8 protein-coding genes are annotated in these 24,142 nt (G+C 71.3%); 4 read left to right on the top strand and 4 right to left on the bottom strand.

From position 1 onward, the window contains the following. The first annotated feature begins 72 nt into the window (after positions 1-72). Together QRN16_RS01860 and QRN16_RS01855 are read left to right on the top strand one after the other, a co-directional pair. Positions 73-17,694 (top strand): non-ribosomal peptide synthetase, encoded by a 17,622-nt coding sequence (locus QRN16_RS01860; protein WP_285184412.1) that lies wholly within the window; start codon positions 73-75, stop codon positions 17,692-17,694. Then, on the top strand, positions 17,687-18,457 hold the full coding sequence (locus QRN16_RS01855) for a tyrosine-protein phosphatase (protein WP_285184411.1): 771 nt from the start codon (positions 17,687-17,689) through the stop codon (positions 18,455-18,457). Before QRN16_RS01860 ends, QRN16_RS01855 begins: the two co-directional genes overlap by 8 nt. Before the next feature lie 6 nt (positions 18,458-18,463). Here QRN16_RS01855 and QRN16_RS01850 read toward each other — a convergent pair whose 3' ends face one another. The 3 genes from QRN16_RS01850 to QRN16_RS01840 form a co-directional block, all read right to left on the bottom strand. Beyond that, complete coding sequence (locus QRN16_RS01850; RefSeq protein WP_285184410.1) at positions 18,464-19,255, bottom strand: enoyl-CoA hydratase/isomerase family protein; 792 nt, start codon at positions 19,253-19,255, stop codon at positions 18,464-18,466. A 123-nt stretch (positions 19,256-19,378) separates the two neighbouring features. Continuing rightward, positions 19,379-20,902, bottom strand: a complete 1,524-nt coding sequence (locus tag QRN16_RS01845; RefSeq protein ID WP_222639404.1) for an MFS transporter — start codon at positions 20,900-20,902, stop codon at positions 19,379-19,381. Next, positions 20,899-21,489 carry a PadR family transcriptional regulator gene (locus QRN16_RS01840; protein WP_285184409.1) on the bottom strand — a complete coding sequence of 197 codons (591 nt, stop codon included), beginning with the start codon at positions 21,487-21,489 and terminating at the stop codon, positions 20,899-20,901. Before QRN16_RS01840 ends, QRN16_RS01845 begins: the two co-directional genes overlap by 4 nt. An 81-nt stretch (positions 21,490-21,570) precedes the next feature. Between QRN16_RS01840 and QRN16_RS01835 the strand changes: the two genes are divergently transcribed. Continuing rightward, positions 21,571-22,287, top strand: a complete 717-nt coding sequence (locus QRN16_RS01835) for a GNAT family N-acetyltransferase (RefSeq protein WP_285184408.1) — start codon at positions 21,571-21,573, stop codon at positions 22,285-22,287. A 9-nt stretch (positions 22,288-22,296) separates the two neighbouring features. Beyond that, the gene (locus QRN16_RS01830; protein ID WP_285184407.1) at positions 22,297-23,316 is read left to right on the top strand and encodes a glutathione S-transferase family protein; all 1,020 of its coding nucleotides are present in this window, start codon (positions 22,297-22,299) and stop codon (positions 23,314-23,316) included. Positions 23,317-23,344: 28 nt separating this feature from the next. Here the strand turns inward: QRN16_RS01830 and map are convergent, their stop codons facing one another. Beyond that, positions 23,345-24,139: a type I methionyl aminopeptidase gene (gene map, locus QRN16_RS01825; RefSeq protein WP_056441857.1), complete on the bottom strand. Its 795-nt coding sequence runs from the start codon at positions 24,137-24,139 to the stop codon at positions 23,345-23,347. Between the last annotated feature and the right edge of the window lie 3 nt (positions 24,140-24,142).

Below are 24,142 nucleotides of genomic sequence, written 5' to 3'. Positions count from 1 at the left end.
AGCCCGACCGAACGGGCAATTCCCGCGGATAGGTTTCGTCCTGTGGGAGACGACCGGAACGAGGGGGCGGTCGTGTCCCCCGAACCGGACGGCGGCCCCGCCCGGGTTCCCCTGACGGGTGCGCAACGGCCGTTCTGGCTGGCCCAGCGCCTCGATCCCGACGCGGCTCTCACCGTCGCCCTGTACGTCGACATCTCCGCTCCGGTCGGCTCGGGTGTCGACCTCGCTCGGTTGGAACGGGCGATGTACGCCGCGGGCACCGAGTCCGGCCTGCGGCAGACCCGCCTCGCGCAGGGAGAGGACGACGAGCCGTGTCTGGTCCACGTCGAGGACGCCGTCATGAACCTCGACGTGCTCGACCTGCGCGGCGACGCCGACCCCGAGGCGTCCGCTCACGCGTGGATGCGCGCCGAGTTCCGCGAGCCCGTCGATCTCCACGGAACCGTGCTGGTTCGCTGCGTGTTCCTCCGACTCGACGATCACCGCACGTTCCTGTATCTGCGGGCCCACCACGTGGTGCTCGACGGCCAGGGCGCCTTCACCCTCCTCGGACGTATCGCCGGCCACTACTCGGGAACGTCGGGTCCGGGACCGGCGCCGACGCCCGACACCGCCGCCCGCATCCACGATGCGGAGGTCGCCTACGCCGCGTCACGTCGCCACGACGCCGACCTCGCCCACTGGCGCGAGCACGTCGCCGACGTCGGCGGCCCCACGGCCCTGTCGGCGGCACCCCCGAGCGCACCCCGGCAACCCGTCGCGACGCGCCTGTCGTGGACCCAGCCGAGGGGAACCGCGGCCGACCCGCTCGCCGTCGTCGCCGCTCTCGCCGTGCATCAGTCGCGGGTGCTCGACACCGACGACGTGGTCCTCGGATTCCCCGTCACCGGACGCACCACCGCCGCTCTGCGGGCGACGGCCGGGATGATGGCCAATCTGGTGCCGCTGCGGCTGACGGTCGACGCGACCACGACGGTGCGAGAACTGCTCGTACAGGTACGGCGGGAGATCACCGGGGCGCTTCGGCACCAACGCTTCCGGGACTGGGATCAGCTTCTGGCACCGGAGGTGCGGCCGTTCGGCGTCTCCTTCGGCCCCGTCGTGAACATCATGCCGTTCGTCGCCCCGTTGCAGTTCGACGACATCTCGGCTCCCGTCGGGATCCTGTCGTCGGGGCCCGTCCACGACACCGCGATCAACATCTACACCGGCGACACACTGACGCTGGACATCCAGTGGAACCCGGAGCGCTACGACGCCTTCGACATCGACCGGCACGGCGTGCGGCTGACGCGACTCCTCGGCGGCATCGTCGCGGCGGACGACCACACCACCGTGGGCGATCTCGCGTTCCTGGACGACGGCGAGGCGGCCGATCTGCTCGACCGGTCGGGCGGGCCGGCACCGACGGCGACGACGCTGGGCGACCTCATGGCGGCGGTCGCGCGCAGCAATCCGGCCGCGCCGGCCGTGCGCGGCGGAACGGCCACGCTCACGTACGGCGAACTCGACGACGCCTCCGGGCGCCTCGCCCGCACTCTCCGCGATGCGGGGGCGACTCCGGGAACCGTGGTGGCGCTGGCACTTCCGCGGTCCGTCGACCAGGTGATCGCGCTCTGGGCCGTCGTGCGTACCGGTGCCGCGTTCCTCCCGGTCGACCCCGCGGACCCCGTCGAGCGGCTCGCCGCCGTGCTGGCCGAATCCGGGGTGACCCTCGTCGTCACGACGGATCGACATCCCGTCGATCTGCCGAGCGGAACGACCCGGGTGGCCGTCACGGACGTCGCACCGGAGCCGCTGACGAGGGAGCACCCCGCGATCACCGAGCTCGCCTACGTCATGTACACCTCCGGCTCCACCGGCCGTCCGAAGGGCGTCGCCATCACCCACGCCGGACTGCACGGTGTCGTGGCCGGCCACCGCGCACGCGGTGCGGAGACACGGGTTCCGGAGATGGGGGGCAGTCGCGTCCTCGCCGTCGCGGCTCCGACCTTCGACGCGTCGATCTCGGAACACCTTCTCGCCCTCGCACTGTCCGGCTGCCTCGTCGTCGCCGATTCCGACGCGTACTCCGGTGCACCTCTGCAGGATCTGCTGCGACGAGAATCGATCACCCACGCGATCCTGACTCCGCGGGTGCTCGAGACACTGTCCCCGACCGGAGCTCCGTCGCTGCGACAGGTCCTCAGTGTCGGCGACGTGTGCTCGCCCGCGCTGGCGTCCCGGTGGTCGACGTCACCGGGCCTCCTGCTGCACAACGACTACGGACCCACCGAGACCACGGTGTGGGCCACCGGGACTGCGCCGCTGGCGGAGTCCGGAACCGTCACCATCGGGCGTCCCCTGCCCGGAGTGCGCGCCGTGGTGCTCGACTCCCGCCTGCGCCCCGTCCCGGTCGGAGTTCCGGGTGAGCTGCACCTCGCCGGAGCCGGCCTGGCCCGCGGGTACGTCGGACGGTCGGCGGAGACCGCGGCGCGCTTCGTGGCCGGGGTCGACGGAACGCGGCTGTACCGCACGGGTGACCGCGCACGGTGGACGTCGTCCGGTGACCTGGAGTATCTGGGGCGCACCGACAGTCAGGTCAAGGTACGAGGGCGCCGTGTCGAACCCGGCGAGATCGACACGGCCCTCGTCGCGGTTCCCGGTGTGACGCAGGCCGTCACAGTGGTCCGCCGTGACGGCGACAGCGAGCAGCTGGTCTCGTACGTGACCGGTGACGTGGACCCCGCGGACGTTCTCGCCGCCGTCGTCCGGACGCTGCCGAGCCACCTCGTCCCGGTGCACGTGGTGCCGCTGGACGCGCTCCCGCTGACCGCCTCCGGCAAGGTGGACGTCCGCGCACTCCCCGAGCCGGAGCGCCGGACCACGACCCGCCGTGAACCCGCCTCCGACATCGAGCGTCGGCTGCTCGACGCGGTGTCACACGTGCTGTCCCGCAACGATGTCGGGGTCGACGACGACTTCTTCGCGCTCGGCGGTGACAGCATCCTCTCGATCCGACTGGTCACCGTCGCGGCGGCGTCGGGCGTGCGGATCAGCGCTCGTGACGTCGTGGAACAACGCAGTGCCGCCGGGCTCGCGCGCGTGGCGGACACGGTCGGCACCGTCGACGAGCCACCCGGCAGCGGCATCGGCCGCGTCGACCCGACACCCATCGTGCGCCACCTGCTGGAGCGCGGCGGAACACCGGATCGGTTCGCTCAGACCCTCACGCTCTCGCTCCCGGTCGGCATCGACCGCGCATCCCTGGTGTCCACGATCGAGGCCGTGGTCGCGCACCACGACATGCTGCGCTCCGTGCTGGTCCGCGACGCGGACGGCGTACACCTCGAGGTGCGCCCGCGGGATGCCGTCCGGGTCGACGGACTGCTGCGCCGCGGTGCCGATCTCGCGGTGGAGAACATCGTCGCGACACTCGATCCCGAGAACGGCGTGATGCTCGGGCTCGGCTGGAACGACCTCGGCGAGCACACGGCGGGACGCCTCGTGATCGCGGCGCACCACCTGGTGGTGGACGTGGTGTCGTGGGGCGTCCTCGTCGCCGATCTCGTCGCGGCGTGGGCAGCGGTGCGCGACGGGGCCGCACCGACTCTCGCCCCCGTCCGCACGTCGATGCGGCGCTGGTCGTCCGGTCTCGCAGCGCGCGACGCGAGCGCGCACATCCCGTACTGGACCGGCGTTCTGGACGGCCCGGATCCCGTTCTTGGACAACGACTTCTCGACCCCGTCGTGGACCGGGTACGGGACACGACGGCCCGGGACGTCGCCTTTCCAGCAGAGATCGCCGACGCACTACTGGTCCGCGCGCCCACCCTGTTCCACGCCGGGCCGACCGACGCGCTCCTCGCCGCGCTCGCCCTCGCGCTGGCCGCCTGGCGACAGGACGACGCACCGACGAGGCTCGTCCAACTCGAGGGACACGGACGGGAGGACGACCTGGTTCCCGGCGCCGACACCGCGCGCACCGTCGGCTGGTTCACCACGGTGTTCCCCGTACGACTGGACCTCACGGGTCTCGACCTCGCCGAGGCGCTGCGCGGCGGACCTGCTGCGGGCGAGACGATCCGGCGGGTCAAGGACCACCTCGCACGAATTCCCGACCACGGCGCGAGCTACGGGCTGCTGCGGCACGGGGCCGACGACGACGCGCGCGACGCCCTGCGCTGGACACCGCAGATCTCGTTCGCGCACCTCGGCAGGATGACGACGACGGACACCGGTGACTGGCTCCCGGTTCCCGGCATCTCCCCGCTGTCGGGACCACGGCCCGACGACCTGGGTGCGGCCGCCGTGCTCGAGATCGACACCGTCGTCCTCGGGGACACCCTGATCGCACGACTGAGCACGCTCGACGCCGTCCTGGCGGACGCGGACGTCGAGGCCTTCGTCTCGCTGTGGGTCGAGGCGGCGACGGCCGTCGCGCGGCACGTCGACACCCCCGGCGCCGGCGGGCGGTCACCGTCGGACTTCCCGCTGGTCGATCCGACACCATCCGATGTCGACGGGTGGACCGGGCGTCATCCCACGCTGATCGACGTCCTGCCCACCGCGCCACTGCAGGCGGGCCTGCTGATGCATGCCCGCCTCGCCGCCGGGAGCGTCGATCCCTATGTGGTGCAGACGATCGTGCACCTCGGTGGAGCGCTCGATGCCGACCGTCTGCAGCGGGCCGCGCACTCGCTGCTGGATCGTCACGACGCGCTGCGGGTCGCCTTCGACACCACCGTCGACGCGACGGACGTCCAGGTGATCGCGGCATCCGTCACGGTGCCGTGGACGGAAGTGGACGTCCGGGCCGATCCCGACCCTGCCGCCGTGCTCGACGCCTTCCTCGCGCACGATCGCGGCGTCGCCGTCGACGTGGCCACCGCACCGCTGCTGCGCGTCGCTCTGCTGCACACCGGGGACGAGCGGCACACCCTGGTGCTCACGCATCACCATCTGCTCCTCGACGGCTGGTCCCTGCCGATCGTCCTCGCCGACCTCCTGGCCGACTACGCCGGCGAGGACCCCCGGCCCGCGCCGCCTCCACTCCGCGGCTTCCTGCAGTGGGTGAGCGAACGCGACACCACGGCCTCGCTCGCGGCATGGTCGGAGGCCCTGACCGGGTCGACCGAGGCAACGCTGCTCGCTCCCGCGCACGGTTCCGGAACCGACGAGGCACCGGGACAGCGCATCGCGACGCTGAGCACCGAGCGCACCGCCGAACTCGTGGCGCGCGCCGGCGCCGCGGGGGTCACGGTCAACACCCTCGTGCAACTCGCGTGGGCACTCGTACTGGGCTCCGCGGTGGGCCGTACCGACGTCGTCTTCGGAGCCACCGTCTCGGGCCGACCGGCCGAGCTGGACGGTTCCGCATCCATGGTGGGGCTCCTCATCTCCACCGTTCCGGTTCGCGTGCGGCTCGATCGCACAGCGACGGTGCGGGAGTCGGCTCAGCGACTGCAGCGTGAGCAGGCCGCGCTGCTCGATCATCATCACCTCGCTCCGTCCGCCATCGAGGCGGAGGTCGGGCCGGGCGCCGGATTCGACACGTCGCTCGCCTTCGAGTCGTATCCGCTGGATCGCACCGCTCTGACCGCGGCGGCGGGTGACCTCTCCGTTCTCGGCGTCGAGGCACGCGACGCGACGCACTACCCGCTGTCCCTGGCGGTCGAACCGGGAGAGAGCCTCGTCGTGCGCGCCACGCACCGCCGCGACGTCCTCGACACCGACGCCGTGAACCGACTGCTGGACCGACTCCTGCGGGTGCTCGAGGCACTCGACCCCTCGCGTGTGCTCGCCGAGATCGACCTGCTCGGGGTCACGGAGCGCACCCTCGTCACCGAGACGTGGAACTCCACCCGGCACCCCCTCGTCCCCACCACACTCCCGGACGCCGTGCCGGCTCTGGATCCGTCCCGTGTGGCCTTCACTCACGGCGATCGACACGTCACCCGAGCCGAGTTCTCCGCTCGCGTGCACCGCCTCGCCCGGTACCTCATCAGCCGCGGCGCCGGACCGGAGACGGCCGTCGCGGTGGCGCTCGAGCGGTCGATCGATCTACTCGTCGCCGTGCACGCCGTCGTGGCCACCGGCGCACACTACGTCCCGCTCGATCCCGGCCATCCCGCGGAGAGGCTCCGACACGCAGTGACCATGTCGGGTGCGCGGCTCGGTATCGGGAGTGCGGCAACGCTTCCCGAGGACGTCGAGTGGGTCACGATCAGCGATGCGCCCCTCGGGTCCTTCTCCGACACACCCCTCACCGACGACGATCGCCTCACACCCCTGCGCCCGGACCACCTCGCCTACGTGCTCTTCACTTCCGGATCCACCGGGCAGCCCAAGGGTGTCGGGGTGTCGCACGCCGCGATCGTGAACCAACTGCGCTGGCGCGCCGAGTTCGTCGGTGTCACCGCGGACGACGTCGTGCTCCACAAGACACCCGCCACCTTCGACGTCTCGGTGTGGGAGCTGTTCCTGCCGTGGCAGATCGGTGCCCGCGTCGTCGTCGCGGATCCGGACGACCACCGCGACGCCGATCTGCTGGTGGAACTGATCGCACGGCACCGCGTCAGCGTGGTGCACGCCGTCCCGTCGATGCTGGCGCTCATGGCGGACGCACCGGGCCTCGCCGCCTGCACGTCGCTGCGCACGATCCTCTCGTCGGGCGAGGCGCTGCCCGCGGGGGTCGCCGCCGCCGTCCGCGCCGTGCTCCCCGTACGAGTGGTGAACCTGTACGGGCCGACCGAAGCGGCGGTGGACGTCACCGCCCACGTCGTGACCGACGCCGACACGACGGACGTCCCCCTCGGGCGGCCGGTGTGGAACACGATGACCCTCGTGCTGGACGACGCCCTGCGCCCCGTTCCCGTCGACGTCCCCGGCGAGCTGTATCTCGGTGGTGCGCAACTCGCCCGCGGCTACGCGCATCGCAGCGCGCTGACCGCGGAGCGGTTCGTCGCCGGACCGGACGGATCTCGTCTCTACCGGACCGGCGATCGCGTCCGCTGGTCCGCCGCCGGCGACCTGCACTTCCTCGGCCGGAGCGACGACCAGCTGTCCGTGCGCGGCGTGCGCGTCGAGCCGGCGGAGATCGAGGCCGTGCTGACGCGGTCGGGCCTGATCGACCGCGCGGTGGCAACGGTCGTCGGAGACCGACTGGTCGCGTACGTCGTTCCGACACGGGGCCGTTCAGCCGTCACAAAGGCGTTGCTGCAGTCGCTGCGCTCGTCGCTTCCGCGCCATCTGGTTCCCGACGACATCGTGGAGATCGAGACCATTCCCCTCACCGCGTCGGGCAAGGTCGACAAGCGTGCGCTGCCCGCACCCGCGCGCCGCGGCCGGGTCCACCGCACTCCCTTCACACCGACCCAGCGTGTCGTCGCGGACATCGTGGAGGCCGTCCTGCAGACGTCCGCTCCGGTGGGTGCCGACGACGACGTCTTCGCGCTCGGCGCCACCTCCCTCAGCGCGGCGCGGGTCGTCGCGCGCATCCGGTCGGCGACCGGACGCGACCTGACGCTCCGCACGCTCTTCGACGTCTCGACCATCGCGGGGCTGGCAGCCGCCGTCGATGCGGGAGACGCGCACACCGACCACGGGTTCCACGCTGCGCGTCCCGACCGCATCCCGCTCACGCACGCCCAACACCGGATGTGGTTCCTCGACCGGTACGAACCGGGGTCCTACGTCATGCCGCTGGCGTTGCGCGTCCGCGGCGACCTGGATCTCGGCGCGCTGTCGTCCGCGATCGGTCACGTCATGACTCGCCACGAGATCCTCCGTACCGTCTACGCCGATGCGGACGGTGTCGTGCACCAGGTCGTGCTGCCGCCCCCGGCGCCGACCACCCTCACGGTCACCGCCGTCACACCCGACGCACTGGCGGAACGACTGTCGGATGCCCGGACCACGCGGTTCGACCTGGCCGCCGAACCACCCCTGCGGGCCGAGGTGCTGCGCCTCGCCGACGACGAGCACGTCCTGCTGCTGACCGTGCACCACATCGCGGCGGACGGTCTGTCTCTCGCCCCTCTCACGCGAGACCTGCTGTCGGCGTACCAGTCCCATCGCTCGGGACGGGTACCGGCACAGTCACCGCTGTCAGTGCAGTACGCCGACGTCGCTGTGCGGCAGACGGAACAGGGCGTCGACTCCGACGCGGCGGCATGGTGGGAGCGCCGTCTCTCCGGACTGCCCGACGTCCTCGACATGCCGCTCGACCGACCGCGCCCGGAGCGGCCCGGCCGGGCGAGCGCCGCGGTGCGCCTCGATCTCGACGACGCGACCGTGGCCGCACTGAGCGAGCTCGCCGTCGCTCACCGTGCCACGGTGTTCATGGTCGTGCACACCGCCCTCGCCGTCGCCCTCGCGCGCTGGACCGGGTCGACGGACATCGCCGTGGGGTCACCAGTCTCGGGTCGACCGGATCCTGCGCTCGACGACCTCGTCGGCCTGTTCGTCGACACCGTCGTGCTGCGCACCCGCGTGGATCCGTCGGAGTCGTTCGCCGAGTTGCTCTCCCGCACCCGAGACGAGACGGTGGACGCCTTCGCGCACGCGCACGTCCCGTTCGATCACGTGGTCGACACCCTCGGTGCGGCTCGCACGTCGGCTCATCACCCGGTCTTCCAGGTCGTGCTGGCCTTCCAGGACGTGGATCCGCTCCCGGGCAGTCCCGACATCGAGGTGCTCGACGTCGGGCCTGCACCCGCGACCTTCGACCTCACCGTCGACGTCCGCCCCGCCGGCGCCGGCCTCGCGGTCGTCCTCACCTACGCGTGCGACCTGTTCGATCACACGACCGCAGAATGCCTCTCGTCCGTCCTCGAGCACGTGCTGCGCGCGGCGGCCCGGGGTTCCGAGATCGCAGTGGGCGACATCGCGATCCGCGGAGCGGACGAGCCCGACACGTGGACGCATCCCGACGCCCGCACGACCCCGACGACGCTCCCCGCCCTGCTCGACGCCCACGCGGACGGCTCCGCGGTCGCGGTGATCGAGGGCGACACCGTTCTCACGCGGGACGAGTGGGCACGAGCGTCGAACCGGTGGGCGCGCCGTCTGATCGCGCTCGGTGCCGGTCCCGAGACCGTCGTCGCGGTCGCCGTCGCCAGGTCGGCGCGGTACCTCGTTCTCGTCGCGGCGATCAGCCGCGCGGGAGCCGCGTTCGTCCCGCTCGATCCCGAGCAGCCGCGGGCTCGGCTCGCGGACATCCTGACCGAGGCGGCGCCCACGCTGGTGCTCACCGACACGGCGGCGCCGTTCCCGACCGACGTCGTCCGGATCACGGTCGACGATCCCGCCACGCTCGCCGCGGTCGCGGCGCTGTCGGACGCACCGATCACCGATCGCGACCGTCGCTCGGCTCTGCGACCCGACCACCTCGCCTACGTCCTCTACACCTCGGGATCCACCGGACGGCCCAAGGGCGTCGCCGTCACGCACCGCGGACTCCACAACGCCGTCCAGGACCAACGGGCCCGGCACGCACCGGCATCCGATGCCCGGGTGCTCGTTGTGTCGTCGACGACGTTCGACGCGTCCGTCGGCGAACTGGTCATCGCACTCGCGCTGGACGCCGCACTCGTCGTCGCCCCTCCCGAGGTCTACGCCGGTGTCGAACTCCGCGACCTGATGCGGCGGCACCGTGTCACCCACACCCTGATGACACCCCGCGCGCTGGACGCGACACCCGATCCCGGCGGTGACCTCCGCGTCGTCATGAGCGCCGGCGAGGCATGCCCGCCGAGTCTCGTCGACACGTGGGCACCCGGCCGGACGATGACCAACGTCTACGGACCCACCGAGGCGACCATCTGGTCGACGACGGCACTCCTGGCCGCCGGGCATCCCGTGACCGTCGGGTCCCCGACTCTCGGCGTCGAGGTCTCGCTTCGCGACGTCCGCCTGCACGCGGTTCCGGACGGCGTGGTCGGTGAGCTGTACGTCGCAGGCGACCATCTCGCACGCGGGTACCTCGGTAGGCCGGGACTCACCGCGTCCCGCTTCGTCGCGGCTCCCGACGGACAGCGGACGTACCGTACCGGAGACCTGATGCGCCGCAACGCCGTCGGCGACCTGCTGTACCTCGGACGGTCCGATCACCAGATCACGGTGCGCGGCCTGCGGATCGAGCTCGGGGACGTCGAGACCGCGCTCGTCGGCGCCGCGGGCGTCGGCGCCGCCGCGGCCGGGGTGATCGACGAGCGTCTCGTCGGCTACGTGGTCGCTGCCGACGGGCACAGCATCGACGCGGCAGAGGTGTCGGCCGCAGCCGCGGCGGCACTGCCGCGGTACCTGGTTCCCGCCGCGGTGGTCGTGATGGACGCACTGCCGATGACGACGTCGGGCAAACTCGACCGCGCGCGGCTGCCCCGCCCGCCCCTCGACACGGCCGAGTTCCGCGCTCCGTCCACCGCCGGGCAGGTCGCCGTCGCGGCCGTCTTCGCGACGGTCCTGGAACTCGCGGACCCCGTCGGACTCGACGACGACTTCTTCGCGCTCGGTGGCCACTCCCTCAGTGCCACCAGAGTCGCTGCTCGACTGCAGGTTCCGGTCCGTACCGTGTTCGAGGCACCGACCGTGCACGCACTCGCCGCGCAGATCGACGCCGTGCCTCGGAGCGCTCTCGCACCGCGGCGGACACGGCCGCGCCCCGACATGGTGCCTCTGTCGTTCGCCCAACAGCGCATGTGGTTCCTGAACACGGTCTCCAGCGACAGCGGCTACGTCATCCCGCTCGCACTCGGGCTGCGCGGTGTCCTCGACCACGGCGCGCTACAGGGCGCACTCGCCGACGTGGTCGACCGCCACGAGATACTGCGCACCGTCTACCCCGCCGTGAACGGTGTTCCGCAGCAATACGTTCTCGATCACGCGCGGATCGCGATCGACCGGGAGTCGGAGACACCGGAGGCCGTCCTCGACCGGATGGCGTCGGCACCGTTCGACCTGGCAGCGGATCTCCCGCTGCGCGCCTCCGTCGTGGCGGTGACCGAGAAGCATCACGTCCTGCTTCTCGTGCTGCACCACATCGCCGCGGACGGCTGGTCCCTGGCGCCGCTCACCCGCGATCTCACGGCGTCCTACGCGGCGCGCCGGTCCGGTCGAGAGTGGACTGTCGATCCCCTGCCCGTGCAGTACGCGGATCACGCCGTGTGGCAACAGGATCACGCAAACGACATCCGTGGTCGAGTCGCGTTCTGGACGGACCGCCTGGCCGGTCTCCCGGACGTGCTGCCGTTGCCGACCGATCGACCGCGGCCGCCGGTGGCCTCGCACCGCGGGGCGCGTGTACGCGTGACGGTGCCGGACGCCACGACGGCGGCGCTGCGTGCGCTCGCCACCGCCCACCACGCGACGCTCGTCATGGTCCTGCAGGCGGCCTGGGCCGTCACTCTCGCCCGCGTGACGGGAAGCGAGGACATCGCCGTCGGAACACCGTTGGCAGGCCGCGGTCACGAGGATCTCGACGAGCTGGTCGGCATGTTCGTCGACACGGTCGTGCACCGCGCGTTCGTCACCGGTACCGATCCCGTCGCGGCTCTGGTCGATCAGGTGCGCAAGGACACCGTGGAGGCCCTCGACCACGCCGACGTGCCGTTCGAGCTGATCGTCGACGCTCTCGATCCGGTGCGCTCCACCGCGCACCACCCCGTCGTGCAGGTCATGTTCGCGTTCCAGAACCAGACTCCGCCCACTCTCGTGGCCGCCGGACTGGAGATCGACGTCCTGGACTCGGGTCCCGTGGCCGCGCCGGTGGACCTGACCCTGGATCTCACGGAGACCGGGGACGGACTGAGCGGCGCACTGACCTACGCCGTCGACCTCTTCGACCGGCGGACCGCGGCCGGAATCGTCGACGTCCTGCTTCGCGTCCTCGACGCGGTGGCGCGCAGGCCCTTCGACCGGATCGGCGCCCTCGAGATCCTGCACCCGTCGGAGCGGGCACTGTTGCTCTCCCAGCACGGCAGCGCCGGACTACCACCGCGCGTGCTGCCTCGTCTGCTGGCCGACGCGGTGGCCGGCAACCCGGACGGGCCCGCCCTGATCGGGGAGCGCACGCTCACCTACACCGAGCTGGACCGCCGCTCCAACCGCTGGGCGCGGGCACTGATCGCCCTCGGCGCCGCGCCCGACACCGTCGTCGCCGTCGCGCTGCCGCGCTCGGTGGACCAGATCACCGCGGTGTGGGCGGTGGCGAAGACCGGCGCGGCGTTCCTGCCGATCGACCCCGACGGGCCACCGGACCGACTGCGGCACATGCTCACCGAGACGGGCGCCGCCGTCGCCGTCACCGCCGTGACGGTTCCCGCCGCACTGGTACGTCTCGCCACGGTGTCACCGACGGTCCTCGACACGGGCGCGGAGTCCGAGGCCGACGTGACGCCCGCCGACCGGCTCGGTGCCATCCGTCCCGACACCCTCGCGTACGTCATCCACACCTCCGGCTCCACCGGAACCCCCAAGGGCGTGGGCGTCACACACCGCGGCCTCGTGGACGCGTTGTGGGACCAGCGACTGCGCGGCGCTGCGCGGCCGGACCAGCGACTGCGCGAGGCTGCGGAGGCACGTGTGCTCGCGGTTGCGTCCCCCACGTTCGACGCGTCCATCGCCGAGCTGCTCATCGCCGTGGCCCTGTCCGCTCCCCTGGTGGTCGCTCCACCGGACGTGTTCGGCGGACCGGCACTGGGTCGCCTCGTGGCTGAGTCGGCGGTGACCCACGCTCTCCTCACGCCGCGAGTGCTCGACTCGCTGATCCCCGAAGACGTTCCGTCACTCCACGTCCTGGTCACCGCCGGTGAGGCCTGCCCACCGGCACTGGCCGCCCGGTGGGCCCCCGGTCGACGCCTGTTCAACGACTACGGTCCCACCGAGACCACCGTCTGGGCCACGAGCAGCGGCCCGCTCCGGGCGGACGACGCCGTGACCATCGGGCGGCCCGTCCGCGGGGTCGGCGCGCGGGTGCTCGACACGTTCCTGCGTCCGGTGCCGATCGGGGTGGTCGGCGAGCTCTACCTCGACGGCACCCACCTCGCGCGCGGGTACGTCGGCCGCCCCACCGCGACGGCCGAGCGGTTCGTCGCCGCGGCTCAGGGCGCGCGGCTCTACCGCACCGGCGACCGCGTGCGCTGGACCAGCGGCGGAGATCTGGAGTATCTGGGCCGCACCGACGTCCAGGTCAAACTGCGCGGATTGCGCATCGAGCCCGGCGAGATCGAGGCGGCACTCGCCTCGCACCCGTCGGTCGACCGTGCCGCGGTGCTGGTGCAGGACGACCACCTCGTCGCGTACGTGGTGCCGTCCGGCACGAGTGCCGTCGACCCCGCCGACCTCCGACACGACGCCGCGCGCCGCCTGCCGCGGTACATGGTGCCCGCGCACATCGTCACCGTGGACGCGATCCCGTTGACGGCGTCGGGCAAGCTCGACCGTCGCGCACTCCTGTCTTCCCCTCGCCGACCGGCCTCCGGCCTTCCCGGGACCGTGCCGACGGTTCCGCGTCGCGAGGCGGTCGGCCCGGCCGAGCGCGCCGTCGCCGAGGCGTTCGCCACCGTGCTCGAGTTGCCGGAGCTGCCGGGGCTGGACGACGACTTCTTCGCTCTCGGTGGCCATTCGCTGTCCGCGACCCGGGTGGCCGCGCGGGTGTCGGCGGCGACGGAGCGCGAGATCTCGGTGCGCGCGGTGTTCGACCACCCCACCGTGGGTGCGCTCGCCGCAGTGCTGGTCGCGGCGCCGACCGCGGCGCGCACTCCCCTGACGGCGGCGCCGCGCCCGGACAGGGTGCCGCTCTCCTTCGCTCAGCACCGGATGTGGTTCCTCGGCCGCGTCGACGCCGACCGCGGTGGACAGCTGATCCCGCTCGCGCTGAGGCTGACCGGTCCGCTGGACGTCGACGCGCTCCGGTCCGCCCTCGACGACGTGACCCTCCGGCACGAGATACTGCGCACCGTCCATCCCGCCCTCGACGGCGTGCCGCACCAGGTGGTGTCGCCCACGGTCGACGTCCCCGTCGAGATCGTGCGCACCTCTGCCGCAGACGTCCCCGCGGCGGTACGCACGGCCGCGGCGGCGCGCATCGACGTCACCACCGAGACTCCGCTGCGCGCCACTCTTCTCGTCGTGTCACCGACCGATCACGTGCTGGTGATCCTCGTGCACCACATCGCCGCGGACGGGTGGTCGATGGCGCCGCTCACGCGCGACGTCGTCACGGCGTACGCCGCTCGCGCGGAGGGACGGCCACTCGACCTACCACCGCTGCCCGTGCAGTACGCCGACCATGCCCTCGCGCAACGCGCGGCGCTGGGATCGCTCGACGACCCCGGCTCGGCCTCGTCGCGTCACCTCGCGCACTGGCGGGAGCGGTTGGCCGGCGTACCCCTCGATCTGGCGCTGCCGACCGATCGCCCCCGTCCGAGAACCCCGTCGCAGCAGGGCGATCGGGTGCGTACCGTTCTCGATGCGGACGCGCTGGGCGCACTCCGGTCCGTCGCGCAGGCCCACGACGTCACCCTCTTCATGGTCGCGCACACCGCGCTGTCGATCGTGCTCGCCCAGTGGGCGGGAACGCGCGATCTCCTCGTCGGGACGGCCGTCGCGGGTCGCACCGATCCGGCACTCGACGACGTGGTCGGCATGTTCGTGGACACGGTGGTCCTGCGGTCCACGATCGACGAGGACGGCACCGTCGCCGACCACCTCGCCGCGGCGCGCGAGACCACCCTGGACGCCTTCGCGCATGCCGCTCTGCCGTTCGAGACCCTGGTGACGGCCCTCGACCCGGTGCGTTCCACTGCGAGTCACCCTGTGGTGCAGGTGATGCTGACCCTGCAGAACACCGCGCCGCCGCGATTCCCCGCCACCACACCGGCCGTCGAGGTGCTCGATCTCGGCGGCGCTCCCGTGCAGTTCGATCTCGCCGTGACGCTGCGCGAGGACCAGGGGCGCCTGCTGATCGAGCTGTCCTACGCGACCGATCTGTTCGACAGGAGCACCATCGAGCGGGTCTCGCGCAGACTGGTGTGGACACTGCGGTCGATGACACGCGACACCTCGGTCAGGATCGGGGACCTCGAAACGGTGGAGCCCTCGGAGCGTGCCGCGATGCGTCCCCGCAGCGGTGCCCCCGCGCTGGCGGCCCGGACTCTCGACCACCTCGTGGCCGACGCGGTAGCGGCCCGTCCCGACGCGATCGCCCTGCGGGCGAACGGCATCGACCTGAGCTACGCGGACCTGTCCGCGCGCGCGAATCGTCTCGCGCGGGAACTCATCGCATGCGGCGCAGGACCCGACGTCGTGGTCGCGCTGGCGATGCCGCGCTCGATCGACCATGTCCTGTCCGTGTGGGCCGTCGCCGCGGCCGGGGCCGCGTTCCTGTCGGTCGATCCCGCGCAACCCGCCGACCGAATTGCGCACATCCTCCAGGACTCCGGCGCCGTCGTCGTGATCACGGACTCCCGGTCCGAGCAGGCCAATTCGACCGCCGCGCCGTGGATTCCGCGCATCGTGCTCGACGATCCGGACGTGGTGTCGGCGCTCGTCCGTCACCCGGCGCACGCGGTGCTCGCGTCGGAGCGTCGTCCGGGGCTGCATCCGAGCTCGATCGCGTACGTCATCTACACCTCCGGCTCCACGGGCCGACCCAAGGGCGTCGCCGTGACCCACGCGGGCCTGGCGGATGCGCTGGCGGACCAACGTTCCCGGCGCGGCGACGTGCCGGACGTGCGGGTGCTCGCGGTGGCCTCGCCGACCTTCGACGCCTCGATCGCCGAGATGCTGATGGCGCTGGCGCACTGCGGCACTCTCGTTCTCGCGCCGGCGCACGTACACAGCGGCGACGAGGTCGGCGCGCTGATTCGCCACGAGAGGGTCACGCACACGATCATCACGCCCCGGGTGCTCGACTCCCTGAACCCCGCCGGCCTCGACTGCGTGCGCGTCCTCGTCGTGGGCGGCGAGGCCCTCCCGGATCACCTCGCGGCGACGTGGTCCGCCGGACGCGAGATGTACGACGACTACGGCCCCACCGAGACGACCGTCTGGGCCACCGCGCACGGACCGATCACGCCGGACCGCCCCGTCGGCATCGGCACACCGGTCCGCGGTGTGGACGCGGTGGTGCTCGACGGCCGACTGCGGCCGGTACCTCTCGGGGCTGTCGGTGAGTTGTACCTGTCCGGACCACATCTCGCCCGCGGGTACGTCGAGCAGACCGGGCTGACGGCGAGCCGGTTCGTCGCCGCGCCGTACGGACCGCCGGGCGCGCGCCTGTACCGCACCGGCGACCTGGTGCGGTGGAACTCGGCCGGAGAGCTGGCGTATCTGGGACGCAGCGACTTCCAGATCAAGCTCCGCGGACTGCGCATCGAGCCGGGCGAGATCGAGAACGCCGCCCTCGCCCATCCCGCGGTGACGCAGGCGGTGGTCCTCCTCCACCGCGACGCCGGAACCGGATCGGATCATCTCGTCGCGTACGTCGCCGGCGGCGGGATCGACGTCGCTTCTGTCAGAGAGGCGGTGGCGGAACGGGTTCCGCAGTACATGGTGCCGTCGCGCGTCATCGCTCTGGACGCGGTTCCGCGCACCACCGCGGGCAAGGTGGATCGGGCGGCCCTTCCCGCACCGACGTTCGCACCGACGGTGTACCGCGCGCCGACGACCTCGACGGAACACATGGTCGCCGACGCCTTCGCCCTCGTGCTGGGCGTCGGCGACATCGGACTCGACGACGACTTCTTCGCCCTCGGCGGGACCTCACTGACCGCGACCAGGGTGGCCGCACACCTCGGTCGTGCCGCCGGGGTCGACCGCGTGCTCCGACTCCTGTTCTCGCACGGCACCGTCGGCGCCGTCGCCGAGCATCTCGACCGCGAGGACGACGACGAGTCGATCGCCTCGTCCGACGCAGTCGGTCCCGTTCTCCGACTGGGCGGCGGAGACGAACTCGCCCCGGTGTTCTGCATCCACCCGATGATGGGGCTGGCCTGGCCGTACTTCGAGCTCGGCCGCCACCTCGAGACCGGCCGCCCCCTGTACGGCGTGCAGACGCCGGCGGTGGCGGACCCCGACTTCGCACCACGGTCGATGGACGACGTCGTCGAGCGCTACGTCGAGGAGATCCGGCACGTGGATCCCGTCGGCCCGTACCACCTCGTCGGATGGTCGGTCGGCGGTGTGCTGGCCCATGCCGTCGCGGCCCGGATGCAATCGCAGGGCCACACCGTCGCGTCGCTGTCGCTGCTCGACCCGGTGCACAGCATCGTGCCGGGCAGTGCGGTCAAGAAGGCGCAGGCGGACGCCATGTTCGGCGCGTACCAGCACCTGACCGACGACCTGGCGGACATGACGCCGGACGCGCTGTGGTCGGTGTGGTCGGCGATGGGCGGCGACCAGCTACCGGTCTCGGACATCCAGGCGCGACTGATCACCAAGGCGATGCTCACGCTGTTCGCCCTCGTCGACGAGCACGTGCCGCCGACCTACAGCGGCGCCGTCCTGATGATCGACTCCGACGTCACCGCCGTCGAACTCGGCCGCATGTCGGACTTCTGGTCGCAGTACTGCACCGGACCCGCCGACGTGGAGTCGGTGCCGTGGCGACACGGCGAACTGCTGTCGAGCGACGCCGTGGCGGACGTCGGTCCGATGGTGGGACGGTGGCTCGGACGCGTGGAGACCGCGTCGTTACTGTCGACGGGTGAGTGAACGCAGCACGGATGGTTCCGAACCCGGCCAGTTCCACCTGCACGGCGCATGGAACTTCCGTGACACCGGCGGCCTGCGCACGTCCGACGGCGGACGCACCCGCAGCGGACTGCTCTTCCGCGCGTCGGCACTCACGCACCTCTCCGACGAGGGCCGGGCCACGCTGGCCGGACTCGGGGTCAGCGACGTGTTCGACCTGCGCGGCGACGCCGAGGTGACGCGGTGGGGCTCGGACCGGGCCCCGGACACGGTCACCGTGCATCGCGTCCCCTACATCGCCGCGGAACGCGACGCGCCGCACGAGCGCGCCGTGCCCGCCACCACCGCCCAGGGCTACCTCGACGGCGCCTACCGCGCCTTTCCGACGCTGCCCGGCGCGCGGGTGGCGATCAGGGCGGTGGTCGAGGCCCTGTCGTCCGGCACCTCGTCGCTGGTGCACTGCGCCGCCGGCAAGGACCGCGCGGGGTGGACCGTCGCCACCGTGCTGCGCGCCGCCGGCGTCGTCGAGGAGGACATCGTCGCGGACTACCTGCGCAGCAACGCCGCCGTCGCTCCACTCCGGCGCCACATTCTCGATCACGACGAGGTGGCCCCCGCCGACCTCGACGACGACCTGCTGGGCGTGCGGGAGGAGTACTACCGCGCCGGGCTCGAGGCGATGACCACGGCGCACGGCTCGTTCGACGGCTACCTGGACTGGCTCGGCCTCGACCACGACGCGGTCACTCGACTGAGGAATGCGCTGGTGGACACCCAGCGCTGATCAGTATTAGCGCCCGGTGTAGGTCGCCTTACCAGGCCCCACATCGAGGAAGCTGCGCACCGCGCCCTGCAGATCCTCGGTCTCGAACAGAGCACCCGACACCGCGGACGTCACCGAATCCGCATGGCGCACACCGCCGGAGCGCCACGCACCGATGATCTCCTTCGTGGCCGCATGGGCGCGCGTCGGCCCGTCCGCGAGCCGTGCGACGAGAGCCCTGGCGGCGGAGTCCACGTCCTCGTGGATCTGGTTGACGACTCCCCATTCGCGCATCGTCTCCGCCGTGTACAGATCGCCCGTCATGACGAACTCACGTGCCCGGCCGCTGCCCGCACGCTCCGCCATCCGCTGCGGACCACCCATCGACGGAGTCAGACCCACCACCGTCTCCACCAGACCGAACTTCGCCTTCGGCGACGCGAGAATGATGTCGCACGCCAGGGCGATCTCCAACGCGGCCGTGAGCGTCAGACCGTGCGCGGCGAACACCACCGGGCAGGGCAGCGCCTCGAGCGGGTGGGCGATGGCTGCGAAAAGCCCCTCCCACAACGCCGTTCCCTCGGCCTCCGACAGCCCCTCGAAGACGTGCACGTCGACCCCACCCGAGACCACCTTGCCCTCCGCGCGCAGCAGCAGCGCACGCGGAGGAGCGGCCACCAGCTCGGCCACGTCGGCCGTCACGGCATCGAACATCGCCTGGTCGAACAGGTTCAGGGCGCCGTGGGCGAACGTGAGGATCGCGACCTCGGCGCCCGCGTCGGTGGTGGTGCGCTCGAGACGGGTGGGCTTCTCACTCATGGATCGGAGCATGCCAGGTGCGCACACATCCTCGTTCTCCGGCCTCGGGCCTCCGGCCTGCCCGCCTACCCCGACCGGCCTCCGGCCTGCCCGCCTACCCCGACCGGCCTCCGGCCTGCCCGCCTAACGGACGGGCGTCGTCCCGGCCGGAACACTCGCCTCGACCGACGGATCCGGAACCGCAGCCCCGTGCCCACCGAAGTTGGGGCGCGCGTAGAAGAGCGTCGCGATCGCTCCGACCAGCAGGACCGCGGCCGGGAGGTACAGCGACTGGGCGAGCGCGGTGGCGAACGGTTCCGCCACCTGTGCCGGCACCCGGCCCGTGGACAGCTCACCCGACGCGCCGGCCGCACCGGCGAACGGCACCTCGGCGGAGATGCGGGACTGCATCAGCACGCCGATACCCGCACTGCCCAGCACGGACCCGATCATGCGGGTGGTGTTGTAGACGCCGCTGCCCGCGCCGGCCTGCGACATCGGCAGGTTGCGGGTGGCCGTGGCACCGAGCGGAGACCAGATGAGCGCGTTGGCCACGCCCATCAGGGCGATGGGCATGAGGAGCCGGACGATCGCCGTGGTCGGTGTCATCTCCATCGCGAGCCAGACGAGGGCGACGGTGAGCAGAGTCAGGCCGGTGCCGGCGATGTAGCGCGGGTGCACGCGGTCCACCAGACGGCCGACGTTGGGCGCGAGCACGCCGGTGAGCACCGCCATGGGCACGAACAGCAGGGCCGAACGCGTGGGCGTCAGTCCGGTGACGCTCTGCGCGTAGAACATGATCGGCAGCATCATGCCCGTCATCGCGAAGCCCATGGCCGCGATGCCGATGTTGCTGAGCGAGAAGTTCCGGTCGCGGAACAACCCGAGCGGCACCAGAGGCTCGTTGCGGTTGCGCGACTGCCACACGATGAACGCGGCGAAGACGACCACGCCGACGGCGATGGAGGTCCAGATCCACCCGTTCCAGTCGTACTTCTGCCCCTCCTGCAGACCGAAGACGATGAAGAACAGGCCGGCGGCGGACAGCACGACGCCGGGGATGTCGAACTTGTGGTCGTTGGTGGGGAGCGTCGGCACGAACTTGACGGCCAGTGCGATGGCGACGACACCGACGGGGAGGTTGATGAAGAAGATCCACTCCCACCCGAACGCGTCGACCAGCACGCCGCCGAGCAGTGGACCCACCAGGGTCGCGACGCCGGCGACCGCGCCCCAGGCACCCATCGCGGCACCGCGCTTGTCCTTGGGGAAGATGCGGGTGATGACGGCCATGGTCTGCGGCGTGATCATCGCGGCGCCCAGGCCCTGCACGGCGCGCGCGGCGATGAGCATCTCGATCGACCCCGAGACGCCACACCACAGCGAGGCGAGAGTGAAGACGACGAGCCCGCCGATGTAGAGGTTCTTCGGTCCGAACCGGTCGCCCAGTCGGCCGGTCACGAGGAGCGGTACCGCGTACGCGAGCAGGTACGCACTGGTCACCCAGATGACGTTCGAGATGTCGGTCTGCAGACCCTCGAGGATCGCCGGCTGCGCGACGGCGACGATGGTGGTGTCCACGAGAATCATGAAGAAGCCGAGGCACAGGGTCCAGAGCGCGATCCAGGGGGACGCCTCCTTCACGGCCGGGCTGGTGGTGCTGGTCATCGGTGGTCCTGTCGTTCGGTGAGAATGCTGTCCAGCCAGGGGAGACGTCCGGAGTCGATGTCGTCGACGAAGGCCCGGAGCCAGGTGAGTTCGGCCTCGCGCAGGGCGAGGGTGTAGTCGAGGCCCACGGAGAAGAGCCGGGGAACGTGGCGATCGACGGCCATCGCATCGATGACGCGCATCTCGTCGAGATCCTTCTCCAGCAGAGCGATACGGGTACGGACGAGTGTCGCGACCTCCGACCCGGGGAGGTTGTGCGACTCGGACAAGGCGAGGGTGAACTGCGAGTACTCGGGCGTGGGTTCCGCCAGGAGAGTACGCAGGGTGTCCGACAGAGCCGCCCGACCCGAGTCGGTCACCGAGTAGGTGGTGCGCTCGGGCCGATTACCTTCCCGTTCGGTGCCGACCGCCACGATCAGCTCACGCTCCGCCAGGCGGTCGACCGCGTGGTAGAGCGACCCCGGACGTACCTTGAGCAGTCGGTCGTCCTTGCGCTCGAGCAGGAGCTGATACATCTCGTACGGGTGCATCGGCCGCTCGAACAGGCACGCGAGCACGGCGATGGCCAGCGGTGTCACACGTTCCATGTCGATCCCTCTCCTTTATATTCCGCTTGGAATATACGGCGCCGAGCATCGTCGCCACAAGCGGCGCTAGCGTGGACGGCGATGAACTCCCACCAGATCGACATCGTCCGTCTCGCCTGGGCGCGAGAACTGGGTCTTCCCGACGACGCCTCGCTCGACGACGCGGAGCGGTTGCACGTGGTCGACGACGACGCGACCCGCCTCACGTTCGTCGTCCTGGACGGCCACGCGGTCCTGGTCGGACCCGGCGACATCCTCGACCGCGCCGAGGCACTGGGCAACGACGTGCTCGCGACGCGGGACGGTCTCGCCGAGCTCGCGGGACAGCGCCGCGGTCGTTGCGGTGGACCACGGGTCCTCGCCTTCCTCGACGACAGTCGCGACGACGTGCGCGTCGAACACCCTCTGATCTCCCACGACGGGCACGATGTGGACCGCGTCCTCGCAGTGGTGCCTCCCGACGATGCCACCGGGATCCGCGCGGTCGGCGTCGACTCGTGGTTCACGGTGTTCGACGACGCCGACGGTGAGGACGACGCTCTCCCCGCGGCCGCTGCCGGGTACGTCGAGTGGCGCGGCTTCCTCGCCGACACCGTCGCGGTCACCGTGCCGTCACGACGCCGGCGGGGGTACGGCTCGACCGCCGCACGGCTGGCCACGAACGAGGCCATCGACGCGGGACTCGTGCCGCAGTGGTCGGTGCCGATGGACAACGCGACCGCCCGGCTGTTCGGCCTCTCGCTCGGCTTCACCGAACTGGGAGTGCACATCGGGATGGAATTGACCGACCCCGGGTAAGTTACGACCATGAGCACCGACAGCGGTACCCCGTCCTACGTGGAGAAGGGCGGCTTCGACCGCGACACGAACTACATCGAGGACCGCATCATCGACGATCCGTCGTCGCGCTACCCGGTGGAGCCCGGTCGTTACCGCCTCGTCGTGGCCCGCGCCTGCCCGTGGGCCAACCGCGCCATCATCGTGCGTCGGCTCCTGGGTCTCGAGGACGCCATCTCGATGGGAGTGTGCGGACCGACCCACGACAAGCGGAGCTGGACCTTCGATCTCGATCCGGACGGCCTCGACCCGGTGCTGAAGATCCCACGTCTGCAGGACGCGTTCCTCGCGCGCTTCCCCGACTACCCACGCGGGATCACCGTGCCCGCCATGGTGGAGGTGTCGACGGGCGAGGTGGTCACCAACGACTACCCGCAGATGACGCTCGACTTCTCGACGGAGTGGACGCGGTACCACCGTGAGGGCGCACCCGACCTGTACCCGGAAGCGTTGCGCGGCGAGATCGACGAGGTGGCGGAACTGATCTTCCACGACGTCAACAACGGCGTCTACAAGTGCGGTTTCGCCGGCTCCCAGAGCGCGTACGAGAAGGCGTACGACGCTCTCTTCGCGCGACTGGACTGGCTGAGCGACCGTCTCGAGAACCAGCGATTCCTGGTGGGCGACACCATCACCGAAGCCGACGTCCGTCTGTTCACGACGCTGGCGCGGTTCGATCCCGTCTACCAGGGCCACTTCAAGTGCAACCGGAGCAAGCTCTCCGAGATGCCGGTGCTGTGGGCCTACGCCCGAGACCTGTTCCAGACACCGGGATTCGGCGACACCACGGACTTCGTGCACATCAAGTCGCACTACTACGAGGTGCACACCGACATCAACCCGACCGGCATCGTGCCCAAGGGGCCGGACCTGTCGAGCTGGTTGAGCCCACACGGCCGGGAAGCGTTGGGCGGCAGGCCGTTCGGAGACGGCACTCCCCCGCCGCCGCCGAAGGAGTCGGAGCAGGTTCCAGCCGAGCACTGGGCCTGACGACCCGGACGGGTCGGAAGGATCTGCGTCAGGGACGCAGAGTGAGAATCCTCGGCCCGTCCTCGGTGACGGCGACCGTGTGCTCCCAGTGCGCGGATCGCGATCCGTCCGTGGTGACCACGGTCCAGTCGTCGTCCAACACGCGGGTCTCGTGGGTGCCCAGTGTCAGCATCGGCTCGATGGCGAGCGTCGACCCCACCACCAGCTCGGGGCCCTTGCCCGGCGCACCCTCGTTGGCGAGGAACGGCTCCATGTGCATCTCGCGGCCGATGCCGTGGCCGCCGTAGCCGTCGACGATGCCGTAGGTACGTCCGTGCGCCGCCGAGGCGGCCAGCGTGCCCTGCTCGATGGCGTGCGAGACGTCGGTCAGGCGGTTGCCCGGGAGCATCGCGGCGATACCGGCCTCCATCGACAACCGAGTGGCCTCGCTCAGCTGCTCGTCTGCCTCGATGACGGCACCGACACCGAACGTCCAGGCGGAGTCGCCGTGCCAGCCGTCGAGAATGGCGCCGCAGTCGATCGAGATGAGGTCACCCTCGGCGAGCACGTCGGACGAGTTCGGGATGCCGTGCACGACGCGATCGTTGATCGAGCTGCAGATGCTGCCCGTGAAGCCGTGGTACCCGAGGAACGACGGCACCGCGCCAGCGGCGCGAATCACCGACTCGGCGACGGCGTCGAGTTCGAGCGTGGACACGCCGGGCTTCGCCGCGTCGCGCACCGCGACGAGAGCGGCGCCCACGACGGCCCCGGCCGCAGCCATGGCATCGAGCTCACCGGCGCTGCGGAACGGGACCACCTTGCGCTTACGTCCGAAAGCCATGGG

This window comes from Rhodococcus sp. MEB041 (genome assembly GCF_030208955.1).
GTDB lineage: Bacteria > Actinomycetota > Actinomycetes > Mycobacteriales > Mycobacteriaceae > Rhodococcoides.
This window is presented reverse-complemented; position numbering and strand designations above follow the sequence as displayed.